This window comes from Pedobacter sp. AC379, from assembly GCF_979258145.1.
On record NZ_OZ409839.1, the window covers coordinates 3,093,053 to 3,113,225 of the forward strand.

Genomic DNA, 20,173 nt, shown 5'->3' on the forward strand with positions numbered 1-20,173 from the left:
GTTTATGGCAGAGCGTTTACAGCGGAACCACATTAGAGAACTGCTTATATGAGGGTAGGACGGAATCCGAGAGTAAATTATAAGAGGAGCTGAGCCGAGCCGTGCAACCAATGTACACAATGCCTGGGAAGGAGTTTTTTTTTTTAGTATTATGCTTGAAGAAATATTAGACATCCGAAATGTACAAAGAGCCTTTAGGCAGGTTACTGCCAATAAGGGTGCTGGTGGTATTGATGGTATGCAGACCGATGAACTTCGCGACTACCTGAATGCTAACTGGCAGGCATTACGGAGTGATATTTTATCAGGCCATTACCGACCGAACGCTGTAAGAAAGGTAGAGATTCCCAAAGGCAGTGGTGGTAAGAGGATGCTTGGCATCCCAACGGTCATTGACCGGTTGATCCAGCAGGCCATCTCTCAATGGCTGAGCCCCAAGTACGAGGGCGACTTTTCCTCTGATAGTTATGGTTTCCGGCCAGATCGCAATGCCCATCAGGCAGTGTTAAAGGCTCAGGAATATCTTAACACAGGTTACACCTGGATTGTGGAACTTGACCTGGACAAATTTTTTGACCGGGTAAACCATGATAAACTTATGCATCTGCTGTCAGTAAAGATAAAGGATAAGCGGACATTGAAGCTTATTCGTCTTTATTTGAGTGTGGGGATCATGGAGAATGGATTGGTCAGCCCAAGAAAAGAAGGAACGCCACAAGGCAGTCCATTAAGTCCGTTACTATCAAATGTTATCCTTCACGAACTCGATGTTAAGCTCGAAGAGCGTGGGCACAGGTTCGTGCGATATGCTGATGATTGCAGTATCTATCTAAGAAGCAGGAAATCAGCACACCGGGTAATGAGAAGTATTTCAGTATATCTGGAAGACTGCCTGAAACTGAAGGTTAACAGGGAGAAAAGTAAGGTTAGCAGGCCAAGCCAAAGTAGTCTGCTCGGGTTTTCATTCTATGGTAGCAAAGAGGGATGGAAGATGCGAATTTCATCCAAATCTCTAAGAGCGATCAAGGAGAAAATCCGGGAGCAAACTAAACGTAGCCAACCAGTTCCATTCCAAGAAAGAATATTAACGCTTAAGGAAATCATTCATGGTTGGGTTAATTATTTCTCTATTGCAGAAGCAAAGAGTCATATGACCAGACTGGACGAGTTGATGAGGACCAGACTGCGGATTGTTCTTTGGAAGCAATGGAAGAGTATAACGGGTAGAGCGCGGAATTTAATGAAGATGGGGTTGGTAAAATCAAGGGCCTATCAATTGGCCAATACCCGTAAGGGGTACTGTAGGACTGCAAACAGCCCGATATTACTTACAACCCTTGACAAGAAGTTCTTTTTGAGGCATGGACTTGATGGATTTACCAATTATTACTATTGGAAAACGACACACCAAACGAAGTTATTCTAACAAACCGCCGTATACCGAACGGTACGTACGGTGGTGTGAGGAGACAGCAGGGAAACTAATTCCCTGCTTCTTACTCGATTCAGTCAGTTCCGTTTTCTTTAAAACTTTTACAATATTTAAATCCTCCAAATCTTTAAGAAGTTGGTATGCCTTATTGTTATTAATCTGAAGCAGTACTGTTTCCATAAATCAAATTTACTCAATATTAGGTTATTATGCTAAAAAAATTAATCACAATGTGGCACAGTAAAAGTCCAGGTTTCTGATTCTCCATTTGGAATAATATATCCATTTCCCCTGCTATTTTCGAACCATAACTTACCCCTTAATTTTTCTCTGGTACCTACCTCATTTAACGTAGCACTATCGTAAAGTCTGCCATTGATCATTACAAATTTAATTTTCTCCGAATTTCTGATATCATCCAGAGGATTGGCATCCATAATTACCATATCAGCAAGTTTGCCAACTTCTAGTGAGCCAATTTCTTTACTCATGCCTAAATAACCTGCTCCATTTAACGTTGCAGCCCTAATGGCTTGTAGCGGACTGAAACCACCTTGTACCAACATCCACAACTCCCAATGAGCACCTAAGCCCTGTATCTGCCCATGTGCACCCAAATTAACTTTTGTACCGCCATCGGCAATTTGTTTGGTTGCTTTTGCAATGTCGATGTGGTTATAATCGCTATATTCTGAAGTGGTTCTGCGCCTGGCCCTTGCATCTATTATGGAACGCGGAGTATACGTCATCAATTTTTCGTTTTCCCAAACATTAGTTCTGTCGTACCAATAATTTTCGCCCCATTGGCCACCATAAGCTACAATTAAAGTAGGGGTATAGCCAACTTCAGTATTGTTCCAAAGCGTAGTAACATCTTTATATACCGGCAAAACAGGAATGCTGTGTTCAATTCCGGTATGGCCATCGGCAACCATATTCATGTTGGTGAAAAAAGTAGATCCACCCTCTGGCACCACTTCCATTTTTAACTGGCGCGCAGCTTCTAAAATTTGTTGGCGTTGCTCTCTGCGGGGTTGATTGTAAGATTTTACTGAAAATGCACCTACCGCTTTTAATCTTCTCAAATTGGCTAAAGCATCATCTAAGCTGTTAATTACCACTTTAAAGTCGCCATCTGCACCATATAAAATTGATCCTGTTGAAAAAACTCTTGGTCCAACCATTCTACCAGCTTTAAGCATTTCGCTTTGGCTAAATACCATTTCTGTATTGCTTGATGGATCGTGTGAAGTGGTTACCCCAAAAGCTAAATTTGCCATATAACTCCAATCGTTTTGAGGGGTAATTCCATCCGGACTGGTGCGTAAATGCGCATGCACATCTACAATGCCCGGCATAATGGTTTTGCCATTCACATCAATTACTTTAGCATTGGCCGGAACATTTACGGCATCAGATTTCCCAATTGCCATAATTTTATTTCCATCCGTAACAATAGTTCCGTTTTCAATCACCTCATCACCTTTCATTGAAATGATTCTGGCACCTTTTAACGCCACTATACCCGTTGGGATATCGGATTTTAATACCAGATTGATGTCGATAGCCGAAGCTTCAGTTTTAGGGATAGTGCCATCAAAATTAAAAGCACTGTTTACATCAACAGTAAAATATTTTGGGCCTAACGTCCAATGTAAATTTTTACTGTCGGCACTCCATTGAATATATGTTCCGCCATCGGTGGTTACTTTTGTAACTGGTATAGCTTTATTACCTGCAGAAGCATCCTGTGCAGTACCAATATTGATCATTGGCGTAATGTAAACATTAAACAATTCGTTAAATGCTAACCATTTATTATCCGGACTGATGACGAATTGATTGGCATATTGCGAGGTAAAATGCGTTCTTTCATTTGCACCATTCAAATCGATACTTTTTAAAGCTTTTTTGCCATCTGCATAACTTTGGAAGTAAATCCGGGTATCGGTATTGTTAAATTGCGGACGGATTCCATTATCTAAAACCAATGTTTTGGCACCACCGGTGGCTGGCATGATAAAAATGCCCGTTCCACGACCATAATTATAGCCTAAAACATCGTTTCCGCTTCCTTTCCTAAAAACTATTTTATCGCCTTTGGTAGAGTATTGTGGCGAATAATAAAAGCCTTTTTCATCACTTAACATAATGGTTTTTCCCGATTTTAGGTCGGTTCGTTTTATTGCTCCACGCAATTCATCACTCCAGGTGGTATAAACTATATATTTTCCGTCAGGACTAAAAGCAGGTTCAAATTCGAAATCCAAACCATTAGTTAACCTTTCTGGTGTTCCGGCTGGTAATTCTTGTTTGTATAAAAATCCGGCAGCGTTAAAAACAATAACTTTTCCATCGGGCGAAGTGGTTAGCTGCCTTAACATCTTTGCCGAAAACTCATTGCTAAAAACCTGCTGCTCAAAATGTAAGGCTTTTTGAACGGTTTGAATGGTATTTGCCTGAAAAGGAATGGTGCTGTTGATCAATGTGCCGATTTCGGTTTTCCTGATTTTACCTTTTGCATAAAAAAGGAGGCTTTTACTATCAGGTGTCCAGGCGAAATTTGGATATACGCCAAAAATAGCCCATGTTTCTTGCTGATCGTGCGATAAATCTTCATTTATCGGCCATTCTTCACCTGTTTTAAGGTTTTGTACATATAAAGTAGATTTTAACCTAACCCTTTTTACAAATGCAATCAAGTTTCCATCCGGAGAAACCTGTGGTCTGCACGCCCCACCCTGTTCATCAATAAGTGTAATTAATTTACCTGTGGTTAAATCCAGCTGGCGGATAGCATAGATGGTACCATTGGGATCTTTACTGTATTCGAAATTAGGCCCCGGACTAACATCTTCACTAAAATAGAGATACCTGCCATCTGGCGAAACATTGGGCTCACCCGCATCTTGCTGATCGTTTTTACGTTTGGTTAGTTGTACGCCATCACCGCCGTTTATATTGTACATCCACATTTCGCCGGCCCCTAATGAACGGCCTGCTGTAAAATGTTTTCTGGCAACTACATATTCGCTATTGGGCATCCACGTAGCATTATTTAATAACCTGAAACTTTCTTTAGTTACCTGTTTTTTGCCAGAACCATCGCGGTTCATTATCCAGATGTTATCTCCACCGCTTTTATCGCTTGTGTAAGAAATATATTTTCCATTCGGGCTAAAACGAGGTTGAACATCCCAGGCCACACCGCCACTAATTAATTTTGCCCCACCACCGGTAATCGGCATTACGTAAATATCACCTAATAAATCAAAAACAATTTCCTGTCCGTCGGCACTTACATCAAGGTTCATCCAGGTGCCTTCATCTGTGTTTAGGGTGAAATTTTTTGTCGTTCCCTGGTATTTTTCAATGTCCCACTTTTTTTCCTGGGCAGTAGAATACAAAAATAATAGGGAAAGAGCGGATAGAAAATAGAGATGTTTCATTATGTAAGGGATAGTTATTTGAATAATTTGTATGGTCGTTTTGTTAAAATGTATTTATCTCAATATTGTGAGCGTTTTTTACTTCTTTTAATAATTAGCTAAAGATCTTTGTAAAGCATTATTTTTTATTAATCCGGGCTGTGCTTCGCGTTTTCAAGCTTTCAGACCCTTATTTCTTGGTGGAAATTGGGACAGGGTGACGCAACTCCGTAGAGAATATGATTTTCAAACTGTAATTCTAACATGCAACTGTCTTGTTTAGCAAAGTTAATAATCTTTTATAGATGATTTTTTCAATTTATGGCAATAATAAATGGCGATTTTGGATTAAATGTATAGTTTTGATACCGCCGATTTATGACAGCAATAGAGATTTTACAAAAATATTGGGGACACCAGGCTTTCAGACCCTTACAAGAAGATATTATTTCTTCGGTTTTAGAGGGGAAAGACAGTTTGGCGTTGTTGCCTACTGGCGGTGGTAAATCAATCTGTTTTCAGGTGCCTGCCTTGGTTAAAGAAGGAATCTGCATTGTTGTTTCGCCCTTAATTGCGCTAATGAAAGATCAGGTAGAAAACCTGAAAGCAAAAGGTATTGAAGCAATTGCCATTTATGCAGGGATGGGAAAACGAGAAATCGATATTTTACTCGACAATTGCATTTATGGAAAAACTAAATTTCTTTATTTATCTCCCGAGCGTTTACTAGCTGATTTAGTGCGTGTTCGCATTTCGTATATGAATGTAAACTTAATTGCGGTTGATGAAGCACATTGTATCTCGCAATGGGGCTACGATTTCCGACCACCTTATCAGCAAATTGCTAAACTGCGCGAAATTCTTCCCAATGTTCCGGTTTTGGCACTTACTGCCACAGCAACTGATTTTGTACGAAAGGATATTGTAGAAAAACTGGAAATGAAAGATCCACAGATTTTTGTTAAAAGTTTTGCAAGAGATAATTTAAGTTATGTGGTTTTCGGTAATGAAGATAAGTATAAAAAACTGATTGATATTTGCCAAAATGTTAAAGGTACAGGCCTTGTTTATGTTCGTAACCGTAGGGAAACCGCAGAAGTATCGAATTTTATAAACCGCAACCAAATTAAAGCCGATTTTTATCATGCCGGACTGGAACGTGATGTGCGTTTCGCAAAACAAGAGGATTGGAAGAATAACAAAACCCGGATAATGGTGGCTACAAATGCCTTTGGGATGGGGATTGATAAAGCTGATGTGCGCTTTGTAGTGCATTTAGACTTACCCGAAAGTTTAGAGGCATATTACCAGGAAGCAGGTAGGGCAGGCAGAGATGAAAAGCGAAGTTATGCTGTATTATTGGCCAATAACGCTGATGTTTTAGGGCTGGAATCGAGGTATCTTGATAGTTTTCCTTCACCAGATGAGATCAGAAAAACTTATCATTATCTTGGTAATTATTTTCAGCTTGCATTTGGTGCAGGAGAGGGTTTGACTTTTACCTTTGATATTGCTGATTTTTGCAAACGATTTAATATTAGTGTTTTAAAAACAATTTCTGCATTAAAATTCTTGGAGCATGATGGTTACATCACTTTATCTGAAAGTGTTTTTTTACCATCAAGGATTATGTTTATTGCCAGTCATGAAGATATTTACCGTTTCCAGATTGAAAATAAGGTTTATGATGGAATCATTAAAACAATTCTGCGTTCGCACGGTGGAGCCTTTGATGGTTTTGTTAAAATTAACGAGGCCGATTTAGCGAAGAAAACCGGATTATCCTATAAAGAAATCGTCGCGTTATTAAATAAGTTGCAAAGTATCGAATTGCTAACTTACATCCAGCAAACCGATCAGCCGCAGTTACAATATGTTAGGTCAAGGGTAGATATGGATCATTTTGATTTGGATGTGAAATACCTTGATTTAAGAAAGGAAATTTTACACAAGCAGATTAATGCGGTTGTTGGGTATGCTTCCTCTCATCTATGCAGAAGCGTTCAATTGCTTAACTATTTTGATGAACATCATGCTACAAAATGTGGTGTTTGCGATGTTTGTTTAGCTGAAAAAAGGGCAGAAAATCAGAACCAGATAGGAGATGAAATTGAGTACGAAATTGTTTCATTACTGCAACAGCAACCTTTAAATCTTGATGATTTGGTTACCAACGTTAAAAATGGAGCTGAAACAGAAAGAATTAATGCCATTAGAGAACTATTAGATGCCGGCAAGATTAAAACAGACGGGAAGAAGTATTATCTTTAGATGTGAGAGTTGAGAGGTGAGATGTGAGAGTTGAGAGTTGAGAGTTGAGAGTTGAGAGTTGAGAGTTGAGAGTTGAGAAAAATGCATCTCAAGTTAGCGATAAAATATTAGTTTTGTGATGAACTATTTAATCAGTGTTACCCAAACAATCAGTATAGTCTTCCGAGAACCGAAAAATCAATGATAGAAAAAGATAATAAGAAAACCATACGCTCCTGGGCTTTCTTCGACTGGGCAAATTCTGCCTATAATTTAGTAATTACTTCGACCATTTTTCCTGTTTATTACGTAGCAATCACCACAACAGAGGCGCATGGTGATGAAGTAACTTTTTTTGGTAAAACCTTTATTAATACCGTTCTTTCTAATTATGCGCTTGCTTTCGCTTACTTATTAATGGTAGTTTTGCTGCCTGTACTATCTTCCTATGCGGATGCAAAAGGCAAAAAGAAATTCTTCATGAAATTGTTTACCTATATAGGATCTTTTGCCTGTATGGGTTTATTTTTCTTCAAATTAGAAACTTTAGAAGCCGGAATTATTTGCTTTGTGCTGGCTGCAATGGGCTATGTTGGCGGTGTAATGTTTAACAATGCCTATTTACCCATAATTGCTTCAACCGATAACCAGGATAAAGTAAGTGCACAGGGATTTTCATATGGCTATGTGGGTAGCGTGATATTGCAGTTAATCTGTTTTGTTTTTGTGCTAAAACCCGAATTATTTGGTATAACGGATAAATCATTGCCGGCTCAAATATCATTTTTGCTGGTTGGTATCTGGTGGTTTTTATTCGCTCAGATTCCTTTTAAGGCGTTGCCTAAAGATGTGCCTAATCCAGGCGCAGTAAACAAGGGAATTATTAAAAGCAGTTTCGGTGAATTTGCAAAAGTGTGGAATCAATTAAGGCAAATGAAGTTTTTAAAAACATATTTAATTGCCTTCTTTTTCTATTCGATGGGTGTACAAACCATTATGCTTGCTGCGGCGGGTTTCGGCGCCAAGGTTTTAAAAATGGAATCGGGCAGTTTAATTGCTGTGATCTTAATCATTCAATTGGTGGCAATCTTAGGTGCATGGATGATGTCGCTTTTAGCCAAAAAAATGGGTAATATTAATGTTTTAATCATCGTAGTTTTGGTTTGGGTAGCTTGCTGTATTTATGGCTATTTTATAATTAATTCTACTCAATTTTACGCCCTGGCCGCCATTGTAGGCCTAATTATGGGTGGTATACAATCTTTATCACGTTCTACTTATTCTAAGCATATTCCGGAAAATACAACCGACACTGCTTCATTTTTTAGTTTCTACGATGCTACAGAGAAATTGGCAATCGTAATTGGCCTGTTTAGTTTTGCACTTATCGAAGGTTTAACACACAATATGCGCCAATCCATTATCGCTTTGGCATCATTTTTTATAGTGGGATTGGTGGTTTTAGTATTCCTAAAAAAAATCGAGCGCAATGAAACCGCAAAATTGTAAGTTTGCAGACTAAAGAATTTGTTGATGAAAGTAGAATTGTTTGTTCCCTGTTTTGTAGATCAGTTATATCCCGAAACCGCTTTTAACACTTTAAGGCTGTTAGAAAAATCGGGCTGTAACGTTACATACAATTCAAAACAAACCTGTTGTGGGCAACCTGCGTATAATGCTGGTTATTGGGATGAAGCTAAGGAAGTTGGTACAAAATTTTTGAATGATTTTACCGAAAACACCTATGTAGTGGCACCTTCAGCTTCATGTGTAGGAATGGTGAAAGGTGGTTTTAACGATCTTTTTACCAATACCATTGTACACAATAAATGCCGTAGCTTGCAATCCAACATCTGGGAACTTTCTGATTTCCTGGTAAATGTGGCCAAAAAAGATTATTTCGGTGCTGAATTAGAAGGAAAGGCTGTTTATCATGATTCGTGCAGTGCATTACGCGAATGCAAAATTAAAGATGAACCGCGCCAGCTACTTGCTAAAGTGCACGGCTTGGAAATGATTGAAATGGAAGATACGGATATGTGCTGCGGTTTTGGAGGAACTTTTGCCGTAAAATTTGATGCCATTTCATCTGCTATGGCTGAGCAAAAGGTTAACCATGCTTTAGCACAACAAGCAGATTATATTATCTCGACCGACTTATCTTGTCTTTTACACCTTCAGGGTTACATCGAAAAAAATAACCTCGCCATTAAAACCATGCATATCGCAGATGTATTGTGTAATGGCTGGTTGGAGAGTACAGAATATTAGCCTCCAGCCATGGTCTGTGTCCTCACAGACCATCATTATCATTATCAAAAATTTCGGTCTGTGAGGACACAGACCGAGGAGAAATAATTTAAACCTCGCAGGTTTTTAAAACCTGCGAGGTTTTATTTTAAAAGAACCACAGTTTTTTGTTAAATAAACCTGACCGTCAGCGTTATCCCGATTTAAAGATCAATTTTTAATTAAAGAGTATGTTCAATCGGGATTAAGCAGAGGGCAGGACTACTGCAACCAAAGAACCACTGCAATTGCTTTTCAAAAAATAAGCTCTATTGTAAAAAATAAATTACATCTTCCTTTAAACACCCTGTCCAGCGAATCCATCCATTGATTTTAACACAATTTAACAGCTTTACGTAACAAGCAGCAATATCTTTGTTAAACCTTTTAAAAGCTTTCGTATCTAACAAGAAAACAAAATCATAATGAAAAAAATATTCATCGCTTTACTTGGAGTTATGTCCATTGCAGGTTATGCAAATGCGCAGAAAAAAACTTCCGGAGCAATTCAATTCGAAAATACAATCGATCCGGCGGCTATGGCTTCGGCCAGCGGTATACAATTAACCGATCAGATGAAGGCGAGGATGCCATCATCAAGCAAAAGCAATTTCGAACTGTTATTTACGGCTACAAACGCGAGTTATATGCCAGTTGAAGAAACTGAAGATAGTAATGGTGCAGGTGGTGGCGGTGGCGGCATGGGCCGTATGATGATGCGTTTTGGTGGCGGTGGTGGTAACCGTGAGTATTATTATACATTCGCCGATAAAGGACTTACGGAGGTATTCGATCTCAACGATACCACTTATTATATGCCAAGTAAATTAACTTTGGCAAGCTCAGGACCAATTAGCTCGTTTAGAATGGGTGGTGGTAATCCTAACGATACCACTAAAGCAAAGCCTGCTCCGGCACCAACAATTGAAGTGGTTAAAACAGATTCGACCAAACAGATTATTGGTTTTACTTGTCACCAGGCCATTGTTAGATCTACCAAGGCAATTAAAATATTGGATATGGATAAAAATGTAGTAGAAGAAACCAAAATCTGGTACACAAAAGATTTGGGCTTCGATTTTTCTCCCAACCCAAATATGTGGACAGAAGGTGCGGTATTAGCGATTGAGGGTAGAGGCAATAGTTCGATTGCAAAAAGTATAGAATATAGAAACGTAAGTTCCAAAGATGTAACTGCACCTAAGAAAGCAAAATTGATTACTGCTGAAGAATACAAAGCTAAAATGGAGAACATGATGAAACGTTTTAGACAAAACAGACCAGGTGGTGGAGGTCAAATCAGATCTTTTGGTATAAATTAATTCTATATAGTTTACCATATAGAATAGCGTAAAATATGACTACACCCAGTAAGATGGGTGTAGTAAGCCCTGAAGTTTTAAGCTTTCAGGGCTTTTTTGTATCATTTTTGAAATCCTTGGCTTTAGTTTTTGCTGCTAAATGAAGAATAACTATTATTGGGGCTTACAATAATCTGACCAAGGTGATAACAACGGAAAACAAGACCAACTTACTTGCAACAAAACAACATTTCGAAATTTTAGATGGATTACGGGGCGTAGCCGCAATTGTGGTAGTAATATACCATTTTATGGAAATCGCCATTACCGATTACAATAAAAATTTCCTTTCACATGGTTTTCTTGCGGTCGATTTCTTTTTCTGTTTATCAGGCTTTGTAATTGCCTATGCCTACGATACCAGGGCACCACACATTGGGCTTATGCAATTTTTTAAATTGAGGTTAATCCGTTTGCATCCACTTGTTGTTATTGGTTCAATTTTAGGTTTGCTCACTTTTTTATTCGATCCCTTTAGCGATTTTTATCCTGTTTATGGCTTTGGAAAAACTTTATTACTGTTTTTAACATCCGCATTTTTAATTCCATATCCGGTTATGCCCGAAAGGTACACCAATCTTTTCTGCTTAAATGCGCCTGCCTGGTCGTTATTTTGGGAATATATTGCGAACATCTTTTATATTCTTTTGTTGTATAAACTCAATAAAAAAGTGTTGTTTGCACTCGTTTTGGTTGGCGCAGCATGCATTTGTTACGTAGCTTTAAAAGTTCCCAATTCGAATTTGAGTGGCGGCTGGGGCGGCCAAAATTTTTGGGATGGAGGCGTTAGGGTACTCTATTCATTCTCTGCCGGAATGCTCGTTTACCGATTTAACTGGATCATTAAAAATAAACTTGGCTTTTTAGGTATGATTGTACTATTACTTGCGGCCTTTCTTTTCCCTTATAGAGATGCTTACAACTGGATTACCGAACCTATAATTGTACTGTTTTATTTTCCACTGTTGGTAGCTTTAGGTGCCGGGGCAACATTAAATCATGGATCAAAAAATCTTTGCAAACTATCTGGCGATATATCTTATCCTTTATACATGACTCATTATCCTTTTGTTTGGGTATTCCTCACGTATGTTGCCGTGGTTAAACCAACTATGTCAACTTTGTGGGTGGTAATTCCTGTATCGGTAATGCTTTTAATTATTTTAGCTTATCTGATCATGAGGTTTGTAGATATTCCATTGCGTAAATATTTGAAAGCTAAATTTTTATAAGTCGGTACTTGCCAGTATTCAATTTTTACAGTCGTTACCCTTAACTTATTTCAGGGTAAGTTTTTAGGTCAGATGCTAAATCAATCTAGCATGACAACTTTGTTAGGCAGGCATAAAATAATCAAGTCAGCAAATAATTAGTATAGGCCAAATCAATATATAATTACCGTGTTCATGTGTGTTTTTAGAATCTTCACCTTGCTTTTTAGTCTGAAAATGCATACATTTGTACAAAATAAAATCACATTGTAAGTGATCTTTAAATCTTTTTTATTTAAAATTTAAATCATAGTTGTAGATGATTAACATTACTTTACCTGACGGCTCCGTTCGTCAGTATGAAAAGGGCACTTCTGCCCACCAAATTGCATTGTCAATTTCTGAGGGTTTAGCCCGTAACGTATTAGCCGCTGAGGTTAATGGCGAAGTTTGGGATTCAACAAGACCAATCGAATCTGATTCATCAGTGAAATTATTGACCTGGAATGATACTGCCGGAAAATCGACTTTTTGGCATTCATCCGCTCACTTAATGGCTGAGGCTTTAGAAGCACTTTATCAAGGCACCAAATTTGGTATCGGGCCGGCTATAGAAACTGGTTTTTATTATGATGTAGACTTTGGCGACCGTGAATTTTCTTCGGACGATTTCAAAGCCATTGAAACCAAAATGATCGAACTGGCTAAGCAAAAGGAAACTTTTGTGCGCGAAAGTGTAAGCAAGGCTGATGCAGTGAAATATTTTACCGAAAAAGGCGATGAGTACAAACTCGATTTGATTGATGGCCTTGAAGATGGTAAAATTACTTTTTATACCCAGGGTTCGTTTACTGATTTATGCCGTGGGCCGCACATTCCAAATACAGGTTTTGTAAAAGCCGTAAAACTGATGAATGTAGCTGGCGCGTACTGGCGAGGTGATGAAACTAAAAAACAGTTAACCCGTATTTATGGAGTAACTTTCCCTAAGGCGAGCGAGCTTACCGAATATCTTTTGATGATTGAGGAAGCTAAAAAACGCGATCACCGTAAATTAGGAAAAGAGTTGGAGTTATTTGCCTTCTCAGAAAAAGTAGGCATGGGCTTACCTTTATGGTTGCCTAAAGGAACTGCTCTGCGCGAACGTTTGGTTAACTTTTTAACTAAAGCACAAGCTAAAGCAGGCTACGAGCAAGTTGTAACCCCACACATCGGGCATAAAAATTTATATGTAACTTCTGGTCACTGGGAAAAATACGGTAAAGATTCTTTCCAGCCGATTAAAACCCCGCAAGAAGGAGAGGAGTTCTTTTTAAAACCGATGAACTGCCCTCACCACTGTGAGATTTACAAAACAAAACCACGTTCTTACAAAGATCTTCCGGTTCGTTTTGCAGAGTTTGGTACCGTATACCGTTACGAACAAAGTGGCGAGTTACATGGTTTAACCCGTGTACGTGGTTTTACTCAAGATGATGCTCACTTATTTTGTATGCCTGAGCAGGTGAAAGAAGAGTTTAAAAAAGTAATTGATTTAGTGCTTTATGTATTTAAATCATTAGGTTTTGAAAGCTATACTGCACAGGTTTCATTAAGAGATCCAGAGAATAAGGCAAAATATATTGGTTCTGATGAGAACTGGAGACTATCTGAAAATGCAATTATCGAAGCAGCTGCAGAGAAAGGCTTAAATACTGTTGTAGAATATGGCGAAGCTGCATTCTATGGTCCTAAGCTTGATTTTATGGTGAAAGATGCTTTGGGTAGAAAATGGCAGTTGGGTACCATTCAGGTAGATTACAACTTGCCAGAGCGTTTTGAATTGGAATATACTGGTAGCGATAACCAGAAACACAGACCGGTAATGATCCACCGTGCGCCTTTTGGTTCATTGGAAAGATTTATTGCCGTTTTGATTGAACATTGCGCAGGAAACTTCCCGTTATGGTTAAGTCCGGAACAGTTTATTGTACTTCCTATTTCAGAAAAATATGAAGAATATGCAAAAAAAGTTTTAGATGAACTAAATAATTCCGATATTCGCGGGCTGATTGACTTTCGTGATGAGAAAATCGGTCGCAAAATACGCGATTCGGAAGTTAAAAAGATCCCATACATGCTCATTATCGGTGATAAAGAAATGGCAGAAGGAAAAGTTTCTGTCCGTAAACATGGTGAGGGAGATTTAGGCGAAATGACGTTGGAAGAATTCAACAATTTATTAAGAAAAGAAATAACAGTTTAAATTAAAATAGTACAAATTTGGCATTAGGAAGACCAGGATTTAACAGGGGACCACGTCCGCCTTTTAAGAAAAAAGAAGCAGAGCATAACATTAATCAGTATATAAAATCGCCCGAAGTGCGTTTAGCTGGCGATAATGTTGAACCGGGGATTTATCCTTTGGCGAAAGCTTTGGCGCTTGCTGATGAACTGGAATTGGATTTGGTAGAGATTTCTCCAAATGCCGTACCACCGGTTTGTAGGATTATTGATTACAGTAAATTTGTTTACGAACAAAAGAAAAAGCAGAAAGAAATTAAATCAAATGCTAAACAAACTGTAATTAAGGAGATCCGTTTTGGCCCTAATACCAACGATCACGATTTCCAGTTTAAATTGAAGCACGCTATAAGCTTTTTAGAGAACGGTGAGAAGGTAAGGGCTTATGTGCATTTTAAAGGTAGAGCAATTGTATACAAAGAGCAGGGAGAAATTTTATTGTTAAAATTTGCTCAGGCTTTGGAAGATGTAGGAAAAGTAGAGTTATTACCTAAATTAGAGGGTAAAAGGATGTTCCTTACAGTTGCACCTAAAGTAGCAAAAAAATAAAAATAGGTTTATAAATTAAAAAACAGGTTATGCCAAAAATGAAAACCAATTCCAGTGCTAAAAAGCGTTTTTCGCTTACTGGAACAGGTAAAATCAAAAGAAACAACGCATACAAAAGTCACATCTTAACAAAGATGAGTACTAAACGTAAACGTGCCTTAGGTCAAGCAAGTATCGTATCTGATGCTGATATGGGTAACGTTAAACGTATGCTTTGTATCGGAAAGTAATTTATTAATTCACCAGGTATCAGGCTTTAAGTTTCCGGTTAAACGGAACGCCGCTTGCCAAAAAACAACAACAACATGCCACGTTCGGTAAACGCAGTAGCTTCGAGAAGAAGAAGAAAAAAAATCCTTAATCTAGCCAAAGGCTATTGGGGAGCAAGAAGTAAGGTTTATACTGTTGCTAAAAACACAGTAGAAAAAGGTTTGCAATATGCATACCGTGACCGTAAAGTTAAGAAAAGAGAATTCCGCGGATTGTGGATCCAACGTATCAACGCTGGTGCACGTCAACACGGTATTTCTTACTCTCAATTGATCGGTAAATTAGCTTCAAAAGAAATCGGTTTAAACCGTAAAGTATTGGCTGATTTAGCAATGAATCACCCAGAAGCTTTCAAAGCTGTAATTGATGCAGTAAAATAGAAATTTTCGCTTCGGCGACAATCATATTTAAAAAAAGTCCTGATGTAAATCAGGACTTTTTTTTGTGGCTTAGTTTTTTGAAAATCTAATATAATCCCAGTTCTGCTAAGCTGGCAAACTGTAAACCATCCTGTGCCGTATTCAAAATCACTTTGAAATACTGGAATGTTTTTGCACTGCCAAAATCAAAGTATTGCGGTCCGTTTACATTTTGTGCCACGTAATTATTAACGGAAGTAAAGTTTACCCCATCTGTACTGGTTAACAATTCAAAACTCTTTACCGCCCTGCTTAAGCCACTTCTTTGTGTTAAACTTAAGCCTGTAGCTGTTTTTGAAGCACCCAGATTAATTACGATTGTATGCGGATAACTTGTTGCCGAACTGCTCCATCTCGAGTGCCAGTAGGTGCTTATGTTGCTATCAATCAATCTTGCAGCTCTACCATTTGTTGCGCCTTCGCCACTGGTTTCTTCCGAACTGAATGAGGCAACTCTCCATCCGGTTTTACTCAGCTCATTTTTGGTTGAGAAGGTTAATACAGGTAAACCACCCGAAAACGTATAGGAATAAATTTGTTCTGTTACGGTTCCATTATCGTGTACCAACTTTACTTTCAACTCATAGGGTATGCCGTCTGCTTTTTCCTGTAAATCGGCAATAGGCATTACTACCCTGAAGCTATCTGTGCCAATTTTTTTCGATTCCCAGGTGATGGCATTGTAATCGTGGTTTACGCCGGTGCCTTCATTGTTCACATTAGGGTCGTTATAATATAAAATACTGGTTACGTTGCCCGTTGATGTAAATTTTCCAGATACAACAATTGATGCTAATGAAGTGGAATAGCTGGCGTATATTTTATTAATATTGCTGGTTACTGCACCATAATAGGTATTGGAATTGTTGTTGAAAACCTGATTGGCATTTAAAATAGCGGCATCAGCAGCGGTTAAAAAGGTAGGGCTTTTACCTAAAGTTCCATTACCGGCCCACATCAATGCCATGCCAAGTGTTGAGTTTTCGGAAACTTTTTGTCGGTTATGCGGCAAATTTAATCCATGACCAAGTTCGTGAACCATACCACCGAACCAGACGCTGAAACGGTTTCCCACAGCAGTACTCAAACCAAGGTTGGCAATATCCATTTCTTCGTAATCAAGTGCATAACACCATCTTCCGGTACCATAAAACGGACCTCCACTTGGTGTGCCATTTGTACCGATAGAATAACGTGGAATAATAATTAACGTGTGGTCGCTGGTTTTATCTGCCGGATGGGCTGCAAAGTAAGCATTTACCTCACTTGCCACTGCACCGTTCCCTCCGGAGTAAGGATAGCTGGCTTTTGGCAAACTCCCTCTGATGGTTAAAATTTTTACTCCTCCGGCTCCATCATTAACAAGGCCAAAAGTTTTGTTTCCATAACCATTGCGGTTCATTTCCTGTTTGTACCAGTCTTGCGTCCACAATAATAAATCGCTCAATCTTTTTCTATAACCGGCAAGGGTATCAAGATCATTGGGCACAAAATACACAATATTTACATTGCGGCTTTGGGTAATAATGTTGGTAGTGGCCAGCTTTTGGCTTAAGGTGGGCGTTTTTTCTTCCGTTTTTAGCGTTTCGGCTTTTTTACAGGAAAAAGTAAGAAAACAGGCTGAGACAATGCCTGTTAAGAGTAGACTGTTTTTTTTCATAAGATAATTTTAGGTTAGGGTTGATAATATTGCAATTGGTTATTTGTCTTTATTATTTTGCTGAGCCCAGCCTCCTTGCCAATAATCCAGATATATTATATCTGATTATGCCATCATTATTTGCCAGTCCAGGCCGCCATTCAAATCCTTAATAGAGAAATCAGTTTATTGGAGCGATGTGTGTTACCGATTCTATGGTTAAGTTACACACTAGGCGATAAGTTAATTCAATTAAACTTTGCGCAAACGTTTGATTAAAATTTCTTCCAATGGTTGTCAAAATGTTTTTTTTCAGGTATTTAGCCCTGTGATTTTAGAATGCTGAAGCTTTAATTTGAAAGAAATACAGATTAGAACACGCAAACGTTTGCTTGCCTTGTGCGTTCACGGCGATTTGCGTGTATGCGGATGCTTACATGGTTTGTATGTATGCTGCAACGGGTATTTTACTATGTTAGTCAGATTGTTTTGAGTTAACCTAAACTGTTGGTAAACTTCATCCTGATGCCACTTTGGAAGTTCTGTATAATTTTAAAGATTTCGATCAATGTTACCTTTTCAATTTTTGTTAGGGAATCAATTTCAATAAAGTTATTGGGTACGGCCTGGTCATTAATAATCAGATTGGCCTGGTGTTTTAACCTTAAGCCCATAAGGTAATAATATGATTGGGAAAGTTCATTAAACTGTTTTTCACTAAAAATACCCAGTTCTTTTAATGCTTTTAAACGTTCGCCGGTATTCTCTTTTTGAAAAATCCTGTTCTGCAAGGCATACACCCTCGCCAGATCTACAATGGGGGTCATAGCCGTTTTAATATCAAATACTTCCTTTTTATGGATCTTTTGGGTTCTGATGTTTCTGAAATAAGTGAGCGGCGGCTCATACAATAAAGCATTTTTAGCAAGGTATACATAAAACTTTTCAATAGGTTTTTGCAGTTCTTCATCAACAAACAACCTCAGAATATCCATAATGGTTAGATCACCATAAATGGCCCGGCAATCGAAAAATGCCGCAAATTTTACTGCTGCTTCCGGAAGGGCTTCCTCTATCCAGTTTTTGTAATTGTATTTCCAATGCGAAAGCGAGTGTGTCCAGTTAGGATTGGTAGCCATATAATCACCATCACAGTATACAAAACCAACAAAGTTGAGTTTATCGGAAACCTGTGTAGCCATATCAAGAAAATATGAGCGTACTGCCGCTCTTTTATCTTCGGCGGTATCTTCGTAAATAATGGCATTGTCCTGGTCGGTTTTAAGACTGAGTTCCTTTCTGCCTTCGCTTCCCAAAACCATGAAAACAAATTTTGCGGGCGGAGGGCCGAGTTTAGTAATTACATCTTCAATAATTTTAAATGAAATGGTATCTGCAATGGTGGTAACTACCTCATTAACGATTTTGGCATGTACCCCCCGAGCCAATAATTGTGCTACAATACCCGGCACTTTTTGCCATTTCAATTTTAAATCACTCGTATTTACAGCCGATTTTACCGATTGGATAAAAACCAACGGTGATTCTGCCTGCTCACTCAAAAGCCTGTTCCTGCTCAGAAAACCAACATAATTGCCATGATCATTAACTAAAAGATAACGCGATTTTTTACTGAACATCATCAATATCGCTTCATACACGTAAGCTTCGGGTGTAATGGTTACAATGTTGGTATCCATTACCTGGTCGATAGGTAGGTTGGTATCAAGTTGATTGGCAATCACATTATCCCGTAGGGTAATATCGGTTACAAAGCCCAGGTAGTTATCCTGATCTTTTATAAAGAGACAACTGGTTTTTTGTTCTGCCATTTTTATAGCAGCTTCAAAAATGGGTGTGCCTGGCGGGCAGCTAACTATTTTTCTGAAAGTTATGTCGCCAATGCGGGCGGTATAAATTTGATCTGCTAATTTATCTTCCATTAAAAAGTTCCTGTAAAATTCTTTTAAACGAAAATTTTTCTTCTTTCTTCTCCAATGTAAAAGTATGCTCCTGGGTATAAACTGAATTTAAACTTATTGCACCTGTTTTTAAAAGGTGAAAGAAAATTTTTGCTGTATTTAAAGCGTCAGATAATGCGCTATGCATGTTTTCTGGTACTTCATTAAACAAAATGGTATAAAACTTATCCAATTTTAAGTGACTGATCACCGTATTGGTAATGTATGGGGCGCTGGCTTTCATGGTACAGAAGAAAACGAGGTTTTTAAAGATATTTTCCTTGCCAATACGGTATAATTCTACATTCACCATGTGGTAATCCAGTTCGATAAAGTGGCCAATTACCAAAGGGTTGTACATTTCGATATCAGCAGCAAATTGCAGCATCACTTTTTCTTTATCTTCTCCATGAACAGCTAAATACTCGGGCGTAATTTTATGAATTTTTAATGCTGCTTTATCAATGGTGAAACCTGTATTCTTGATGTAATGGTTTTCTCTTTTGATTTCCTGATGTGAACTGTCGTAAATTATCCATGCAATCTGTACGATGTATGGCCAGTTTTTTTCACTAGAATAGGGGGCAGACCAGTTTTTTGGCAGACCAGATGTTTCAGTATCAACAACCAGAAAGTAGTTTTGCAATTTTAAATGCTTAGGTTAATTTATCTATTCAGTTCGACCGTATTTCAAAGGTAATTAATTAGTGATGATAAACGATTATTTATAGGAATTGAAAACCACTGGATCGCTGTTCTATTTCACTATTCGTAAAGTTTTTGAGGCGATCGCTATTGCGAGAAGGCTTTTTCAGCCGACGAAGCAAATCTTAAAACTATCGGTACCAGCAAAACGCATTAAGATTCCCGCATGCGCGAGAATGACGACCGTGTTAAAAAAATACATAAAAGATTTTCTTAAATCGCTCTTCTATTCACTATTTGTAAAGTTCTAGGACGATCGTTATTGCGATAAGGCTTTTTCAGCCGACGAAGCAATCTTACAACTATCGGTACCAGCAACCGCATTATGATTCCCGCATGCGCGAGAATGACGACCGTGTTAAAAAAATACAAAAAA

General features: G+C 38.4%; 15 protein-coding genes. 10 read left to right on the forward strand and 5 right to left on the reverse strand.

Annotated elements, in window-relative coordinates; translation table 11 throughout:
* Positions 1-151 precede the first annotated feature (151 nt).
* Positions 152-1,426: a group II intron reverse transcriptase/maturase gene (gene ltrA / locus ACZZZW_RS13845; protein ID WP_463491950.1), complete on the forward strand. Its 1,275-nt coding sequence runs from the start codon at positions 152-154 to the stop codon at positions 1,424-1,426.
* On the opposite strand, the gene ACZZZW_RS13850 is transcribed toward ltrA, so the two are convergent.
* Both ACZZZW_RS13850 and ACZZZW_RS13855 read right to left on the reverse strand, forming a co-directional pair.
* Positions 1,418-1,612, reverse strand: coding sequence for a hypothetical protein (locus tag ACZZZW_RS13850; protein ID WP_463494172.1), 195 nt, complete (start codon positions 1,610-1,612; stop codon positions 1,418-1,420). The two genes, ltrA and ACZZZW_RS13850, sit on opposite strands and share 9 nt — an antisense overlap.
* Positions 1,613-1,653: 41 nt before the next feature.
* Entirely contained in the window at positions 1,654-4,881 is a 3,228-nt protein-coding gene (locus ACZZZW_RS13855) for an amidohydrolase family protein (RefSeq protein WP_463494174.1), read from the reverse strand.
* 357 nt (positions 4,882-5,238) lie between these two features.
* Between ACZZZW_RS13855 and ACZZZW_RS13860 the strand changes: the two genes are divergently transcribed.
* The 9 genes from ACZZZW_RS13860 to rplT all read left to right on the forward strand — a co-directional run bounded on the left by ACZZZW_RS13860 (position 5,239) and on the right by rplT (position 15,453).
* Positions 5,239-7,131, forward strand: a complete 1,893-nt coding sequence (locus tag ACZZZW_RS13860) for a RecQ family ATP-dependent DNA helicase (protein WP_463494176.1) — start codon at positions 5,239-5,241, stop codon at positions 7,129-7,131.
* 180 nt (positions 7,132-7,311) lie between these two features.
* Positions 7,312-8,619, forward strand: coding sequence for an MFS transporter (locus ACZZZW_RS13865; RefSeq protein ID WP_463494178.1), 1,308 nt, complete (start codon positions 7,312-7,314; stop codon positions 8,617-8,619).
* Positions 8,620-8,643: 24 nt separating this feature from the next.
* On the forward strand, positions 8,644-9,381 hold the full coding sequence (locus ACZZZW_RS13870) for a (Fe-S)-binding protein (protein WP_055911794.1): 738 nt from the start codon (positions 8,644-8,646) through the stop codon (positions 9,379-9,381).
* Between the two features lie 443 nt (positions 9,382-9,824).
* Positions 9,825-10,721 (forward strand): hypothetical protein, encoded by an 897-nt coding sequence (locus ACZZZW_RS13875; RefSeq protein ID WP_463494180.1) that lies wholly within the window; start codon positions 9,825-9,827, stop codon positions 10,719-10,721.
* Between the two features lie 182 nt (positions 10,722-10,903).
* Complete coding sequence (locus tag ACZZZW_RS13880) at positions 10,904-11,992, forward strand: acyltransferase family protein (RefSeq protein WP_463494182.1); 1,089 nt, start codon at positions 10,904-10,906, stop codon at positions 11,990-11,992.
* Between the two features lie 298 nt (positions 11,993-12,290).
* On the forward strand, positions 12,291-14,216 hold the full coding sequence (gene thrS, locus ACZZZW_RS13885; RefSeq protein ID WP_463494184.1) for a threonine--tRNA ligase: 1,926 nt from the start codon (positions 12,291-12,293) through the stop codon (positions 14,214-14,216).
* 17 nt (positions 14,217-14,233) lie between these two features.
* Positions 14,234-14,803, forward strand: coding sequence for a translation initiation factor IF-3 (gene infC / locus ACZZZW_RS13890; protein ID WP_055911781.1), 570 nt, complete (start codon positions 14,234-14,236; stop codon positions 14,801-14,803).
* A 29-nt stretch (positions 14,804-14,832) separates the two neighbouring features.
* Positions 14,833-15,033: a 50S ribosomal protein L35 gene (gene rpmI / locus ACZZZW_RS13895; RefSeq protein WP_029279105.1), complete on the forward strand. Its 201-nt coding sequence runs from the start codon at positions 14,833-14,835 to the stop codon at positions 15,031-15,033.
* A 75-nt stretch (positions 15,034-15,108) separates the two neighbouring features.
* Positions 15,109-15,453 carry a 50S ribosomal protein L20 gene (gene rplT / locus ACZZZW_RS13900; protein ID WP_025144714.1) on the forward strand — a complete coding sequence of 115 codons (345 nt, stop codon included), beginning with the start codon at positions 15,109-15,111 and terminating at the stop codon, positions 15,451-15,453.
* An 85-nt stretch (positions 15,454-15,538) separates the two neighbouring features.
* Here rplT and ACZZZW_RS13905 read toward each other — a convergent pair whose 3' ends face one another.
* The 3 genes from ACZZZW_RS13905 to ACZZZW_RS13915 all read right to left on the reverse strand — a co-directional run bounded on the left by ACZZZW_RS13905 (position 15,539) and on the right by ACZZZW_RS13915 (position 19,738).
* Positions 15,539-17,152, reverse strand: a complete 1,614-nt coding sequence (locus ACZZZW_RS13905) for a discoidin domain-containing protein (RefSeq protein WP_463494186.1) — start codon at positions 17,150-17,152, stop codon at positions 15,539-15,541.
* Positions 17,153-17,625: 473 nt separating this feature from the next.
* A complete protein-coding gene (locus ACZZZW_RS13910; protein WP_463494188.1) occupies positions 17,626-19,074 on the reverse strand; it encodes a DUF294 nucleotidyltransferase-like domain-containing protein in 1,449 nt (482 codons plus the stop codon).
* Positions 19,064-19,738, reverse strand: a complete 675-nt coding sequence (locus ACZZZW_RS13915) for a 3'-5' exonuclease (protein WP_463494190.1) — start codon at positions 19,736-19,738, stop codon at positions 19,064-19,066. The genes ACZZZW_RS13910 and ACZZZW_RS13915 overlap by 11 nt, the downstream gene beginning before the upstream one ends.
* Positions 19,739-20,173: the final 435 nt, after the last annotated feature.

What these genes read in the sequence shown, in the direction of transcription:
- ACZZZW_RS13910 (WP_463494188.1), bottom strand. Translation starts at nt 19,074, where the DNA reads ATGGAAGATAAATTAGCAGATCAAATTTATACCGCCCGCATTGGCGAC.
- ACZZZW_RS13870 (WP_055911794.1), top strand. Translation starts at nt 8,644, where the DNA reads ATGAAAGTAGAATTGTTTGTTCCCTGTTTTGTAGATCAGTTATATCCC.
- rpmI (WP_029279105.1), top strand. Translation starts at nt 14,833, where the DNA reads ATGCCAAAAATGAAAACCAATTCCAGTGCTAAAAAGCGTTTTTCGCTT.
- ACZZZW_RS13860 (WP_463494176.1), top strand. Translation starts at nt 5,239, where the DNA reads ATGACAGCAATAGAGATTTTACAAAAATATTGGGGACACCAGGCTTTC.
- ACZZZW_RS13855 (WP_463494174.1), bottom strand. Translation starts at nt 4,881, where the DNA reads ATGAAACATCTCTATTTTCTATCCGCTCTTTCCCTATTATTTTTGTAT.
- ACZZZW_RS13905 (WP_463494186.1), bottom strand. Translation starts at nt 17,152, where the DNA reads ATGAAAAAAAACAGTCTACTCTTAACAGGCATTGTCTCAGCCTGTTTT.
- ltrA (WP_463491950.1), top strand. Translation starts at nt 152, where the DNA reads ATGCTTGAAGAAATATTAGACATCCGAAATGTACAAAGAGCCTTTAGG.
- rplT (WP_025144714.1), top strand. Translation starts at nt 15,109, where the DNA reads ATGCCACGTTCGGTAAACGCAGTAGCTTCGAGAAGAAGAAGAAAAAAA.
- ACZZZW_RS13865 (WP_463494178.1), top strand. Translation starts at nt 7,312, where the DNA reads ATGATAGAAAAAGATAATAAGAAAACCATACGCTCCTGGGCTTTCTTC.
- thrS (WP_463494184.1), top strand. Translation starts at nt 12,291, where the DNA reads ATGATTAACATTACTTTACCTGACGGCTCCGTTCGTCAGTATGAAAAG.
- ACZZZW_RS13875 (WP_463494180.1), top strand. Translation starts at nt 9,825, where the DNA reads ATGAAAAAAATATTCATCGCTTTACTTGGAGTTATGTCCATTGCAGGT.
- ACZZZW_RS13850 (WP_463494172.1), bottom strand. Translation starts at nt 1,612, where the DNA reads ATGGAAACAGTACTGCTTCAGATTAATAACAATAAGGCATACCAACTT.